The 14144-nt window shown below is 23.4% G+C and carries 12 protein-coding genes; 6 read left to right on the forward strand and 6 right to left on the reverse strand.

The window, feature by feature from the left end:
- Window positions 1-47: 47 nt before the first annotated feature.
- Complete coding sequence (gene nusB, locus LDP10_RS00125) at window positions 48-470, forward strand: transcription antitermination factor NusB (protein WP_265196721.1); 423 nt, start codon at window positions 48-50, stop codon at window positions 468-470.
- Between the two features lie 766 nt (window positions 471-1236).
- Here the strand turns inward: nusB and LDP10_RS00130 are convergent.
- Window positions 1237-2400 carry an MFS transporter gene (locus LDP10_RS00130; RefSeq protein WP_265196722.1) on the reverse strand — a complete coding sequence of 388 codons (1164 nt, stop codon included), beginning with the start codon at window positions 2398-2400 and terminating at the stop codon, window positions 1237-1239.
- A gap of 49 nt (window positions 2401-2449) precedes the next feature.
- On the opposite strand from LDP10_RS00130, the gene LDP10_RS00135 reads away from it, so the two are divergent.
- Window positions 2450-2773 carry a TusE/DsrC/DsvC family sulfur relay protein gene (locus LDP10_RS00135; RefSeq protein ID WP_265196723.1) on the forward strand — a complete coding sequence of 108 codons (324 nt, stop codon included), beginning with the start codon at window positions 2450-2452 and terminating at the stop codon, window positions 2771-2773.
- A 101-nt stretch (window positions 2774-2874) separates the two neighbouring features.
- On the opposite strand, the gene cyoE is transcribed toward LDP10_RS00135, so the two are convergent.
- The 5 genes from cyoE to cyoA all read right to left on the reverse strand — a co-directional run bounded on the left by cyoE (window position 2875) and on the right by cyoA (window position 7584).
- Window positions 2875-3741: a heme o synthase gene (gene cyoE / locus LDP10_RS00140; RefSeq protein ID WP_265196724.1), complete on the reverse strand. Its 867-nt coding sequence runs from the start codon at window positions 3739-3741 to the stop codon at window positions 2875-2877.
- An 11-nt stretch (window positions 3742-3752) separates the two neighbouring features.
- On the reverse strand, window positions 3753-4052 hold the full coding sequence (gene cyoD, locus LDP10_RS00145) for a cytochrome o ubiquinol oxidase subunit IV (RefSeq protein ID WP_265196725.1): 300 nt from the start codon (window positions 4050-4052) through the stop codon (window positions 3753-3755).
- A gap of 23 nt (window positions 4053-4075) precedes the next feature.
- Complete coding sequence (gene cyoC / locus LDP10_RS00150) at window positions 4076-4693, reverse strand: cytochrome o ubiquinol oxidase subunit III (RefSeq protein ID WP_265196726.1); 618 nt, start codon at window positions 4691-4693, stop codon at window positions 4076-4078.
- The gene (cyoB, locus tag LDP10_RS00155; RefSeq protein WP_265196727.1) at window positions 4690-6672 is read right to left on the reverse strand and encodes a cytochrome o ubiquinol oxidase subunit I; all 1983 of its coding nucleotides are present in this window, start codon (window positions 6670-6672) and stop codon (window positions 4690-4692) included. Before cyoB ends, cyoC begins: the two co-directional genes overlap by 4 nt.
- Window positions 6673-6741: 69 nt before the next feature.
- On the reverse strand, window positions 6742-7584 hold the full coding sequence (gene cyoA, locus LDP10_RS00160) for a ubiquinol oxidase subunit II (protein WP_265196728.1): 843 nt from the start codon (window positions 7582-7584) through the stop codon (window positions 6742-6744).
- Window positions 7585-7996: 412 nt separating this feature from the next.
- On the opposite strand from cyoA, the gene LDP10_RS00165 reads away from it, so the two are divergent.
- The 4 genes from LDP10_RS00165 to lon all read left to right on the forward strand — a co-directional run bounded on the left by LDP10_RS00165 (window position 7997) and on the right by lon (window position 13653).
- A complete protein-coding gene (locus LDP10_RS00165; protein ID WP_265196729.1) occupies window positions 7997-8302 on the forward strand; it encodes a BolA/IbaG family iron-sulfur metabolism protein in 306 nt (101 codons plus the stop codon).
- Between the two features lie 827 nt (window positions 8303-9129).
- Window positions 9130-9741, forward strand: a complete 612-nt coding sequence (clpP, locus tag LDP10_RS00170; RefSeq protein ID WP_265196730.1) for an ATP-dependent Clp endopeptidase proteolytic subunit ClpP — start codon at window positions 9130-9132, stop codon at window positions 9739-9741.
- Window positions 9742-9854: 113 nt separating this feature from the next.
- Window positions 9855-11132, forward strand: coding sequence for an ATP-dependent Clp protease ATP-binding subunit ClpX (gene clpX, locus LDP10_RS00175; RefSeq protein ID WP_265196731.1), 1278 nt, complete (start codon window positions 9855-9857; stop codon window positions 11130-11132).
- Window positions 11133-11307: 175 nt separating this feature from the next.
- The gene (gene lon / locus LDP10_RS00180; RefSeq protein ID WP_265196732.1) at window positions 11308-13653 is read left to right on the forward strand and encodes an endopeptidase La; all 2346 of its coding nucleotides are present in this window, start codon (window positions 11308-11310) and stop codon (window positions 13651-13653) included.
- The last annotated feature ends 491 nt before the right edge of the window (window positions 13654-14144 follow it).

Here is a 14144-nt window from a genome sequence, read left to right on the forward strand (position 1 = left end):
ACAAATTTCCATTTTTTAAAATAAATTATATATAATTAGGAATACATATGAAACCCAATTCTCGTAGAAAAGCTCGTGAATGTATCATACAAGTTCTGTACTCTTGGCAAATATCTAAAAATAACATTGATTATATTATTTCGCAATTTTTAGAAGAAAAAAACATTAAACAAATAGATATAAATTATTTTCATGAAATAATTATTGGTATTGTTAAAAATTGCAAATATATTGATGAATCAATACGACCTTTTCTTTCTCGTACACTAGAAGAAGTAGGACAAGTAGAAAAATCCATTCTAAGACTATCCTTTTATGAATTATTAAAAAGATTAGATATTCCTTATAGAGTTTCTATTAATGAAAGCATAGAATTAGCTAAATCTTTTGGAGCTGAAGACAGTCATAAATTTATCAATGGAGTACTCGACAAAGCAGCTTGGAAAATTAGAATCCATAAAGCAAAATAAATTTTATACATTTATTTAGTAAATAAAATTAATATCTTCTTACGTATCAAAAATACATTTTAAAAAATAAACATAACATTCAATGTTATTAAAAAAATACAATAATATTAAAATTTGTAAAAAATTACTTATATTTTCTAAAAAATAAATCTTTTTCGCTAAAAATAATATATTTATATATATGATTCATTAATCATTAACTAATTCATTTAATTAACAACAGCAATAAAAAATAATATTAATTAATATAGAATAAAATTCTCATAATCTCAATAAACATATAAAATCCAAAATAAATATTTGATGATATTATTTTAATGTACCTATATTAAAATAATAAAATACAAATAACTTAAAACATAAATAAAATAAACTAATCTCTTAAAAAATAAAAATTATTTTTAAATAAATTTTTATTTAATACAATAATACGATTTAATTAAATATTTTAAAAAATGTTGTTCTACTATCATTTATATAACTACTCAAAACATTAAGTTTCTTAAAAAATATGTGTTTATAATTTATTTTTATAATATTAAAAAATCCATTTTTCATAAAAAACGCATATTTTAAATTATTTATAAAAATAAATATAAATATTAAAAAATCAATTTTAAAAAATAAACATATTCATCTAATCTATTTTTGTCAAAAATAATTACAATAAAAACATATTTAAAATAAAATAATACTAATTATATTATTTAAAAAAAAATATTTTTAATTTACATCTATCCATTTTTTGATCTTTTAATTCTTGAAATTACATTTCATTTTTTATTCCAACACTGACTAAAAACCATAATATAGAAAAAAATAGTCCTGATATTAATAAACCTAATATATCAAACATACTTAGTATCCATCCACCTAATATTCCACCACAAGCTATTCCTAAAAATTGTGCTGTAGAATATGTACCCATAGCTGTACCTCTATAGTGACTACAAGACTTTTTACCAACTAAAGACGGAATTAAAGATTCTAAAACATTAAAAGCTATAAAAAATATTTCAATACCAAGTAGAAAAATATAACATGAAAAAATAAAACTATAACAAATTACTTCAGACAAAATAATAAAAATATTTGAAATTAAAAATATTGACATTATTTTTAATTTCATTTCAGTACATAAAAATATTCCTGTAACAAAAATAAAAGAAATAAAAATAATAACTAAATACAATTTCCAATGTTCATCTAAAGAAAATTTAAAAAAAACTAATTGTAAGGGCAATAAAATAAAAATAAACATCAATAACACATGTAATATAAAAATACCAAAATATAATCTCATCAAATCATATTTTTGTAAAATACTATAAATACCTTTTTTAAAACTAAAGTAATTAAAATTACTAGATGATACTACAATATTTGGAATAAAAAAATAAGTTATCAAAATAGCTACAAAAGCTAAAAAAACAGTAATCCAAAATAAAGCTTGAAAATTTAAAAAACTAATAATCATGGGTCCAATTATAATTGATAATGCAAATGTCAATCCATAAGTAATACCGATTAAAGACATTACTTTGGTATACTGTACGTCTTCAACAAAATCCGATATGTAAGCCATACAAGTAGCAGAAATAGCTCCAGACCCTTGTAATGCTCTTCCTATTATCAAACCCCAAATAGAATAAGTCATACCAGCTATACAACTACCCAAAAAAAATAAAATCAAACCAAATAAAATAACTGATTTTCTACCAATTTTATCTGAAAAAAAACCAAATGGAATCTGAAAAAAAGACTGTGTTAATCCATAAATACCAATAGCTACACCAACTAAAAATTTATTTCCATGTTCTAATAATAAACCATAAGTACTGATTACTGGAAGGACCATAAAAACGCCAAAAATTCTTAAATTTAAAACAAGGCATAAACCAACTACAGCTTGTAATTCTTTTCTTTTCATTTTATAATTTTTCTTTCTATTTATATTAAATTAATATTAATTATATAATATGACACATATACATGAAAAAAAAGATAATAATTACAGAAACTATTTAGGAAAATATCAAACATGGAATAAATTTGCAGCTGAAAAAATTGCGCAAAAAGAACTAATAAAAATGACCCCTAAACACTGGGAAATAATATACATAATAAGAAAATTTTATAAAGAATTCTCAATGACTCCATCGATGAGAATGTTTCTAACATATATAAAAAAAATAAAAAAAGAAAAAATAAATAGTACATACTTATTTGTACTTTTCTCTGATAATGCTCTACATAAAATTAGTAATATTGCCGGTATTCCTAAACCGTCATCTTGTTTATAAAAAATAAAATTATCAAACAATTACCGTATTTTATATGCAAAAATGTATAAAATACATCTTTATAAAAATCTATCAAAAACAATAAATAAATATATTAAAAATCAAGGGACAAAATCTAAAGACATCATAATGCTAATTATAAAAATTAAAACAATAGAAAAACGAAATAATTTACGAGACCAAATAACATTATCTAAAATATAAAATCCTTTTAATCCTAAATACAGCCAAAAAAACCCCGATAAAAATGCACATACAAAATATATATAACCGGTATAACCAAAAATAGTTAACATCAATGAAAAAAAAATAAAAAATAAAATGTAAAAAATAATATGATATTTAGCAACTAATATACCTTTTACTATAGGGAACAAAGGTATATTAACTCTTTCATAATCATTAAAATAAAGAATAGCAATGGAATACGAATGAACTATTTGCCAAAAAACAAACATAAAAAATAAAAAAAAAGCACAAGAATCAAAAAAATTAACAACAGAACAATATCCTATAACTGGAGGAATAGACCCTGATAAACTACCTATCAAAGTAGAATAAACACTATTCCTCTTCATATACATACTATATATAAAAACATATATAAAAAATGCTATTAAAACAAAAAACATTGATAAAAAATTTATAAAATAATAAAATATATATATCCCTATAAAAAAAAACACCATAGCAACACAAAAAATTATTTTTATTGATAATAATTTTTGTACTAAAATTCTATTTTTAGTTCTGTTCATTATTGCATCTATATCTCTATCTATGATGTTATTCATCATACAAGCCGATGCAATTACCAATGATGTTCCTATTATAGTTAAGAAAAATAAATTATAATTAATATTACCTTTTGACGCTAAAAAAAAAGCACCCATAAGGGAAATCAAATTACCTAATATAATTTTTGGTTTTATCAACTCTAAGAAATATAAAAAATATACTTTTACCATAAAAATATTATTTAACATTGCATTAAATTAGAATTTAAATTTGACATAATCCAACTTGTACCAGAAATAATAATAAAAATAATCACAGTAGAAAATAATACTGATATAAAGTTCCATCTATTCTCAATAGCAGTATTTAAATTTAAAAAATAACGTAAATGCACGATAATCTGTAATATTGCACAAAAAGAAATGAAAAAAAATAACATTACTTTAGAAAAATAATGTCCCATAATAAATACAAACGGCAACATTGTTAAAATAATAGAAAAAATACTTCCTAATATGTACAATTTAATGATATTTTTCATAATAAAATTTTAATAACCTAAAATTAAATAAAACAAATTAAGTATACAAAAGTGAATAAACAAATCCATACTAAATCTAAAAAATGCCAAAATAAACCAAGACATACTATACGAACATATGTTATTTTTGATATACCAAATTTAATTATCTGACATATCATCACCAAAACCCAAATAATACCAAAAAATACATGTATCCCATGAGCACCTACTAAAGTAAAAATAGCAGATAAAAATCCACTACGACTAGGACCATAACCTTCCATAATTAAACTATAAAATTCAAAAAATTCTAATCCGATAAAACCTAAACCAAAAAAAAATGTAATGAATAAAAAAATAACAGTATTCATTATTTTTTTTTGGTACACTGATATTTTAACTATACCATAAAAAATAGTACTAAATAATAATAAAATAGTTTCTGATAATATAAAAGATAATTTAAAAATATCTTTTCCAACAGGACCATCAGATATGTTATTAACCATAACAAAATAAACAGAAAACATTGTTGCAAAAAGAATACAATCACTAATTAAATATAACCAAAAACCAAATATTTTTTTTGATTCTATTACACCATTAATATATTTTTTTTTATTCATTTCAATAATAGGTATTAAATCATTTGTTATCATTTTAAACCTGCTATTTTTAAATTGTTTAAATGTTTATTCTCAATTTTCTTAATTTGTTCTATAGAAATAGTATAATGTGTACTATTTTTAAAACTTTTTAAAATTAACAAATATAAAATAGATACTAAAGAAAATAAAAATAACCACCATATATACCACACTGCTGAAAAACCACATAATAGAGAAAAAAAACTAATAAATATACCAAAAGAAGTATTTTTAGGCATAATAATTTCAGAATAAACAACTTTTTTAATTCTTTTTTCTTTTAATTTTTTTATTCTCCAAAAATCATCTCTATCACATACTATGGGAATATTGGCAAAATTATACACAGGAGGTGGAGAAGAAATAGACCATTCCAAAGTCCTACCATCCCATGGATCTCCTGTATTATCTAAATAATTTTGAGAATTTCGAATAGAAATATAAATTTGAAAAATTTGACATATTATTCCTATCATAATTAAAAATACACCTAAAGATGCTATAACCAACATTACGTGAAATTCAGGATCAATATTTTGACTAATACGACGAGTCATCCCCATAAACCCCAAAAAATATAACGGCATAAAAGCAACAAAAAAACCAATAAACCAAAACCAAAATGCACGTTTCCCCCAAATTTCATCTAAAGTAAATCCAAATAATTTCGGAAACCAATATGTAATTCCAGCAAAACAACCAAAAACAACACCACCTATAATAACATTATGAAAATGAGCAATTAAAAATAAACTATTATGCAATACAAAATCAGCGGCTGGTAAAGAAAGTAATACCCCCGTCATGCCACCAATCGAAAATGTAATCAAAAATCCTATGGTCCACAACATGGCAGAATGCATATAAATGCGTCCTTCATACATAGTGAATAACCAATTAAATATCTTAACTCCTGTAGGTATAGCTATAATCATTGTTGTAATACCAAAAAATGCGTTTACATCAGGACCTGCACCCATGGTAAAAAAATGATGTAACCACACAATAAATGACAAAATTGTAATAACAATAGTCGCCCATACAAGAGAATGATATCCAAATAAAGATTTTTTTGAAAAAGTAGAAACAATCTCAGAAAAAACACCAAATACTGGTAATACTAAAATATATACTTCAGGATGTCCCCAAATCCAAATTAAATTAATATAAATCATAGCATTACCTCCTAAATCGTTAGTAAAAAAATGAAAATTTAAGTAACGATCTAAAGATAACAAACAAAGAGTTAAAGTTAATACAGGAAAAGATACAAGCATTAATACATTGGTACATAAAGCTGTCCATGTAAATACTGGCATCTTAAACATAGTCATTCCCGGTGCTCTCATTTTTAATATTGTAACTAAAAAATTAATGGCAGTTAAAGTTGTTCCTATACCAGAAATCTGGATACTCCAAATCCAATAGTCAACACCTACCCCTGGGCTATATTGAATACTGGACAATGGTGGATATGCTAACCAACCAGTTTGTGCAAATTCTCCTATACCTAAAGATAAATTAATTAAAACAGCAGCACTAACGGTTAACCAAAAACTTAAATTATTAAGGAAAGGAAATGCAACATCACGAGCTCCTATCTGTAAAGGTACTACTAAATTCATCAATCCTATTACCAACGGCATAGCTACGAAAAAAATCATAATCACACCGTGTGCAGTAAAAATTTGATCATAATGATGAGGAGGTAAAAAACCAACATTTCCTGAAGATGCTAAAACTTGTTGAACACGCATCATAACAGCATCAACAAAACCACGAAATAACATCACAAATGCAAGAACAATATACATTACAGCTATTCTTTTATGATCAACAGATGTCAGCCATTCTGACCACAAATACTTCCAATTACCCGAATAAGTTAATTTAACTGATATAAATAAAAGAACAAAAAATATAATAGCACAAGTCACCATAATAATAGGCTCATTATACGGTACTGCATCTAATGTTAATTTACCGAACATATCTATTCCTTAAATGTAATGCGCACTGTTAAGAACATTAAATTTTTATTTTTCATTTTAATAAAAAAATTATTTATTGAATTGATGTATAATTTTGTTTAATAAATCATGATTCACGTGAGAAAAATATTGCACAGAAAATTTATTTTTACATAAAGCTATATAATGAAACATTTTTATAGTATTTAACGTATAAGGAGATTTTTTAACATTTTTTATCCATTTATCAAATAACTTTTTATTACTAGTTACTATTGCTGTAAACTTCATATCAGAAAAACCACGACCACTATAGTTCGCTGAAAAACCTTTATAATGACCTGATTCATTAGCTAATAAATGCAATTTTGTTTCCATACCTGCCATTGCATATATTTGACTACCAAGAGCAGGAATAAAAAATGAATTCATTACTGAATTTGAAGTGATCCTAAAAACTATCGGTGTATTAATCGGAAATGATATTTCATTAATAGTAGCAACATTATACGCGGGATATATAAACAACCATTTCCAATCTAATGCCACCACATCTATTTCTATCGGTTTTACCAAAGAATGTAAAGGTTTACTAGGTTCCAATTTATGAGCAGAATTCCATGATAAACAAGCAAGGAAAAAAATAATTAAAACAGGTAAAATCCAAATAAACATCTCTATTTTATATGATTGATCCCAATTAGGACTATATTTCGTATTTTTACTTGTATCTCTGTATTTCCACACAAAAAATAAAGTCATCAAAATAACTGGAACAACAACAAGTAACATCATCAAAAAAGATGTAATAATCAAAGAACTTTGTTCCATTGAAATATAACCTTTAGGATCTAATATAACACTTTGACAACCACTTAAAAATAAAAAAGAACAAACTAATAATAAAACCCTAAAAAAATTTTTTACTTTCATTGATATTTATTCCGTAATCTCAATAACAAAAATCTTAATATCATAATTATATACTTTAAAAATAACGCTTTCCAAAAGAGTATAGATTGCAAGTCTGAATATAATTACTAAATATATTTATATATAGTATAATGAAATAACATATATTTTATGTAATTGATATTTTTATTTAAAAAACAATAATCATAAAAATGAAATACATATAATATATTTATATTCTATAATATAAATATATTATTTTAAAACATCGAAAATAAAAATTATTGATCAAAATTATCGTATAAAATTAAACATTATAATTTTTTAATTTAATTAAATAAAATTAATGATTTTAAATAAATTCAAAATAAAAATGTTTAATAAACATTAAAATATTAAAATTTTTAATTATCCTAAATAATCAAGTGAAAATATGATCAAATATAAAATACTAAAAAAATTAGAAAAAGAATTTGGTGAAAATAACGTATTTATTCATAATGAAAGTAAAAAACATAATTTATTAAATAGACCATTTAGTCATTTTAAAATTGTAATAATAAGTGACAAATTTATTAAAAAGAGTTTAATTATAAGACATAAAAAAGTTTATACTTTATTATCGACTATTATTTGTACATATAATATTCATGGAATATCTATTCATACTTACACTAAAGAAGAATTTAATAATATAAAAAATAAAAATTTTAAATCTCCTCATTGTATAAAAAAATGAAATAATGTTAAAAATAAAAAATTTACATTTTATCTACTTCAGAAAATGTATATTTCTTATTTAAATTACTCTTATTAAATTATCATTTAATCCCAATCGATATTAATAGTAATGTAAATTTTTTTGTCATTTAATAAAAAGTACATCACAAACGTAAAAATTATTAATCAATTTTATGCTATACATAGCATATGTATTTTAAAAACTTATTAAAATTAATTTTAATTATAAAACCGTAATACTATCATAAAAACATTTTTAATAAAGTGTATAAAAAGTACTCTTTAATATTTACTCAAAAAGAATATTAACATTAAAAAATAAGATCATTTACAACCATTAAAAAAAAAATTATTTTAAAAACATAAATCTTAAAGTTACATAAATTTTTTGTTTTCTACTAAATGATTAGTAAATCAATTCCTCATAAAATCATCATATATCTAAAAAAATAATTAACAAAAAATATAATTTTTTTAAAAAATCAAATAAATTAATGTATATTATTTTTTTTAACAAACAATATTAAATACAAAAATATTATCGCTCATTGTCCATATCAAAAAATAAATAATAATCTTTTATAATAAAAATTATTATACATCGTATAATAAAATATTAATTTAATGCTAATTAAATAAAATTTAACTATTTTTTATAAAAAATAATTTGTATACAAACACATCTAATCTTTAATTTATTAAATATAAAAAATACATCTTATAAAAACGAACATGTAAAAAATAAATAACCGTTAAAAATTTCAATAAAATGTTTTAATATTTTAAAATCCAATATTAACAAATCAAAATGTTTTTGGAGATTATATGTCGTATAAAAAAGAAAAATTTCACATGAATTTAATACCTTTTGTTGTAGAAAAAACATCACAAGGAGAAAGATATTTTGATATCTATTCTCGTCTTTTAAAGGAAAGAATAATATTTATTACCGGTAATATTGAAGACGTTAAAGCTAATATTGTTGTAGCACAAATGTTATTTCTAGAAGCTGAAAATCCTGAAAAAGATATACATTTATATATCAATTCTCCAGGTGGAATCATTACATCGGGCATGTCTATTTACGATACTATGCAATTTATAAAACCACAAGTAAACACCATTTGCATAGGTCAAGCTTGCTCAATGGGGGCATTATTATTAGCAAGTGGAGAAAAAGAAAAAAGATTCTGTTTACCTAATTCGAAAGTAATGATTCATCAACCTTTAGGAGGATACCAAGGACAAGTATCAGATATTGATATACATGCACGTGAAATAATAAAAATTAAAAAAAATATGAATAGAATTCTATCCTTACATACTGGAAAATCTATTAAGAAAATCAATAAAGATACCGAAAGAGATTATTTTCTTTCCGCATCAGAAGCAGTAAATTATGGCTTAGTAGACAAAATATTAACTCATCGAAAATAAAAAAATATTTTTGTAGTTAGCCATATTTTTTATATCATTACATATTAAATATGTAATTTAATCTATAATAGTTTTAAGTAAAAGAATTAACGATAAGAAAAAGAGGTTAATTAATGTCTGACAAAAAAAAAGACGACACTGCAAACATACTATACTGTTCCTTTTGTGGAAAAAATCAAAAATCAGTATCAAAGTTAATAGCTGGCCCTTCAGTATATATCTGTGATAAATGCATTACCTTATGTAATGAAATTGTACAAGAAGAAACAAACGATACATTAATAAAAAATAAAAACAAAATTTTACCTACTCCTCATACGATTAAAACACATCTTGACAATTATGTTATTGGACAAAATAAAACAAAAAAAATATTATCAGTCGCTGTTTATAACCACTATAAAAAAATTTATCATGTTTCAAATAAAAAAAATATTGAAATAGGTAAAAGTAATATTTTATTAATTGGTCCTACAGGAAGTGGAAAAACTTTATTAGCAGAAACATTAGCAAAATTTCTTGATGTACCATTTGTAATAACAGATGCTACCACTTTAACAGAAGCAGGATATGTAGGTGAAGATGTAGAAAACATTATTCAAAAATTACTACAAAAAAGCAATTATAATATTCAAAAAGCCCAAATTGGCATTATTTATATAGATGAAATTGATAAAATATCAAGAAAATCAGATAATCCTTCTATCACTCGAGATGTATCTGGAGAAGGTGTACAACAAGCTTTATTAAAATTAATAGAAGGAACTCTAGCATCTGTACCTCCTAAAGGCGGAAGAAAACATCCTCAACAAGAATTTTTACAAGTAGATACATCAAAAATACTATTTATCTGTGGAGGTACATTCCCAGGTTTAAATAAAATAATTTCAGAAAGAACAGAAATAGGAATAAATATTGGTTTCAACGCAATTATAAAAAACAAATCTGAAAAAAATAACGAAAATAAATTATTAGAAAAAATACAACCAGAAGATTTAATTAAATTTGGTTTAATTCCAGAATTTATAGGACGTCTGCCGGTAATTAGCATATTACATGATTTAAACGAAGAAAATTTAATTAAAATTTTATGTCAACCTAAAAACGCTTTAATAAAACAATACCAAATTTTATTTGAATTAGAAGGAGTAGAATTAGAATTCCACAACGAAGCAATTTTAACTATTGCAAAAAAAGCAAAAACAAAAAAAATAGGAGCCAGAGGTTTACGTTCAATTATTGAAAATATTTTACTTGATATTATGTACCAATTACCTTCTATGAAAAATGTAAAAAAAATAATCATTGATAAATCAGTAGTACAAGGTAAATCACTACCATTATTAATAAAAGAAAATCATATATCAAAAAAAATATCTGAAAAAATATAAATTAAAATACTCAGTAATATTATTAGAAAGGGGAATTTCCCCTTTCATTTTTTTAAGTACTTATCATTGAATATCCGATATCCATTACTATATACTCACCACATACTATAAAATTTATGTTTATCTATCTTAATCGTATCTTTCTAATAAAAAAATATAACTCAGAGAAATATTTATGAACAATATATCTTCCGAAAAGATAGAAATTCCTGTTTTACCATTGCGTGATGTTGTCGTATATCCATACATGGTAATTCCGCTATTCGTAGGTCGTGAAAAATCAATTAAATGCATAGAAGCATCTATGGCTCAAAATAAGAAAATTATGTTGGTTTCACAAAAAGAAGCATCAATAGATGAACCAAAATTTGAAGATTTATTTAATATAGGAACTATTGCTTCAATTTTGCAAATGTTAAAATTACCAGATGGTACTATAAAAGTACTTGTAGAAGGATTACAAAGAGCAAAAATAAATCAATTAAACAATAATGGACATTATTTTACATCAGAGATAGAAATAATTAAAACTCCCAAAATTCATAATAAAGAACAAAAAGTACTAGTACGTACCACTATTGACCAATTTGAATCATATATACAACTAAATAAAAAAATACCACCAGAAATATTAAATTCTCTTGGAAATATAGATAATGCTGCTAGACTCGCTGACACCATAGCAGCTCATATGCCTCTAAAATTATCAGATAAACAAACCATATTAGAAATTCCTAATATTGATAAAAGATTGGAATATTTAATGGCAATAATGGAATCAGAAATAGATTTATTAAAAGTCGAAAAAAGAATACGCAACCGTGTAAAAAGACAAATGGAAAAAAGTCAAAGAGAATATTATTTAAATGAACAAATGAAAGCTATTCAAAAAGAACTAGGAGAAATAGATGATACTCCCGATGAAAATGAAATTCTAAAAAGAAAAATTAATGCCGCTAAAATGCCAAAAGAAGCAAAAATAAAAACAAAATCTGAATTAAAAAAACTCAGATTAATGTCACCAATGTCTGCAGAAGCTACAGTTGTCCGAAGTTACATAGATTGGATGATTCAAGTACCATGGCATTTAAGAAGCAAAATAAAAAAAAATATTCTTGTTGCTCAAGAAATACTAGATAAAGATCATTTTGGATTAGAAAAAGTCAAAGAAAGAATTTTAGAATATTTGGCTGTACAAAATAGAATAAGTAAAATAAAAGGACCTATTTTATGTTTGGTAGGTCCTCCTGGAGTAGGTAAAACTTCTTTAGGAAAATCTATTGCTAAAGCAACAGGAAGAAAATATATTAGAATGGCATTAGGTGGCATAAGAGACGAAGCTGAAATCAGAGGTCATCGCCGTACATATATTGGATCTATGCCTGGGAAAATAATTCAAAAAATGGCAAAAATAGGAGTAAAAAATCCTCTTTTTTTATTAGATGAAATAGATAAAATGTCATGTGATATCAGAATAGATCCAGCTTCCGCTTTATTGGAAGTATTAGATCCAGAACAAAACTTTGCTTTTAATGATCATTATTTAGAAATAGACTATGATCTTTCTGACGTTATGTTCGTAGCTACTTCTAACTCAACTAATATTCCAGCTGCCTTACTAGACAGAATGGAAGTGATTCACATATCTGGTTATACCGAGGACGAAAAATTAAATATAGCTAAAGCATATTTAAAACCAAAACAAATGAAAGAAAATGCTTTAAACTCAAATGAATTAATAATATCAGATAATGCTATTACTGATATTATTCGTTATTATACCCGAGAAGCAGGAGTAAGAAATCTTGAAAGAGAAATATCAAAAATATGTCGTAAGACAGTTAAAACATTGGTATTAAATAAATTACTAAAAATAGTTAAAATAAACTGCAAAAACTTAAAGAAATATCTTGGTGTTCAAAGATTTGACTATGGAAAATCAGGAAATAAGAATCAAATTGGACAAGTGATAGGATTAGCATGGACAGAAGTTGGAGGTGATTTACTAACCATCGAAACTACCTGTGTTTCAGGAAAAGGTAAACTTACCTATACCGGATCTCTAGGAGAAGTAATGCAAGAATCTATACAAGCTGCCTTAACAGTAGTTAGAGCTCAAGCAAAAAAATTAGGAATAAACAAAGAATTTTATGAAAAACACGATATACACGTACATGTTCCAGAAGGTGCTACTCCCAAAGATGGACCTAGTGCAGGAATAGCTATGTGTACAGCAATAGTTTCTTCTCTTACAAAAAATCCAGTACATGCTGATATTGCAATGACAGGAGAAATTACTCTGAGAGGTGAAGTTCTAACAATAGGAGGACTAAAAGAAAAATTGTTAGCTGCTCATCGTGGAGGAATAAAAAAAGTATTAATCCCTTATGAAAATAAACGTGATTTAGAAGAAATACCTAAAAATATTATTTCTAATTTAGAAATACATCCTGTAAAAAATATAGAAGAAGTATTTAATATTGCTTTAGAAAATAAACCTTATATTTTTTTAAAAAATTGAAAATATATTATTTAAAAAACAAAAACAAGTTGAACATATGTATTAATTTTCAACTTGTTTTTATATTTTTTAAGAATTTTTTATATATAATACTTTTATTAAATAAAAATTCCAAAATAACAGTAATTTATTTAAAATAAATTAAAATGTATTTATATAAATAAAATTTTTTAAACATATGAAATATCGATTCATATAAAAAAATTCAACATATAATAATTAATTAAGTATTATATACATGATATTATCATATAAATTTTAAAAAAATAAAAATAAATCTTTAATTGCATATTGTAATAATTATATTACAAAAAATGATATTAATAGTTTTAAAAAATTATTTTTTAATATAAAATTTTTTATTAAACTATTTTTTCTAATTAAAATATTTTTATTTTTTATTTAAATTATTTTTTAACTATCTTAATAAAATCAATTATTATTTAGTAAAATGCAAAAATCATAAAAAAATTTTTAAAATCAAATTTTAA

Origin of the sequence: Buchnera aphidicola (Pemphigus obesinymphae) (assembly GCF_026122815.1) — a bacterium.
Classification (GTDB): Bacteria; Pseudomonadota; Gammaproteobacteria; order Enterobacterales; family Enterobacteriaceae; genus Buchnera_C; species Buchnera_C aphidicola_BJ.

What these genes read in the sequence shown, in the direction of transcription:
- clpX (WP_265196731.1), top strand. Translation starts at nt 9,855, where the DNA reads ATGTCTGACAAAAAAAAAGACGACACTGCAAACATACTATACTGTTCC.
- LDP10_RS00135 (WP_265196723.1), top strand. Translation starts at nt 2,450, where the DNA reads ATGACACATATACATGAAAAAAAAGATAATAATTACAGAAACTATTTA.
- LDP10_RS00165 (WP_265196729.1), top strand. Translation starts at nt 7,997, where the DNA reads ATGATCAAATATAAAATACTAAAAAAATTAGAAAAAGAATTTGGTGAA.
- lon (WP_265196732.1), top strand. Translation starts at nt 11,308, where the DNA reads ATGAACAATATATCTTCCGAAAAGATAGAAATTCCTGTTTTACCATTG.
- LDP10_RS00130 (WP_265196722.1), bottom strand. Translation starts at nt 2,400, where the DNA reads ATGAAAAGAAAAGAATTACAAGCTGTAGTTGGTTTATGCCTTGTTTTA.
- cyoC (WP_265196726.1), bottom strand. Translation starts at nt 4,693, where the DNA reads ATGATAACAAATGATTTAATACCTATTATTGAAATGAATAAAAAAAAA.
- cyoB (WP_265196727.1), bottom strand. Translation starts at nt 6,672, where the DNA reads ATGTTCGGTAAATTAACATTAGATGCAGTACCGTATAATGAGCCTATT.
- cyoE (WP_265196724.1), bottom strand. Translation starts at nt 3,741, where the DNA reads ATGGTAAAAGTATATTTTTTATATTTCTTAGAGTTGATAAAACCAAAA.
- cyoD (WP_265196725.1), bottom strand. Translation starts at nt 4,052, where the DNA reads ATGAAAAATATCATTAAATTGTACATATTAGGAAGTATTTTTTCTATT.
- clpP (WP_265196730.1), top strand. Translation starts at nt 9,130, where the DNA reads ATGTCGTATAAAAAAGAAAAATTTCACATGAATTTAATACCTTTTGTT.
- nusB (WP_265196721.1), top strand. Translation starts at nt 48, where the DNA reads ATGAAACCCAATTCTCGTAGAAAAGCTCGTGAATGTATCATACAAGTT.
- cyoA (WP_265196728.1), bottom strand. Translation starts at nt 7,584, where the DNA reads ATGAAAGTAAAAAATTTTTTTAGGGTTTTATTATTAGTTTGTTCTTTT.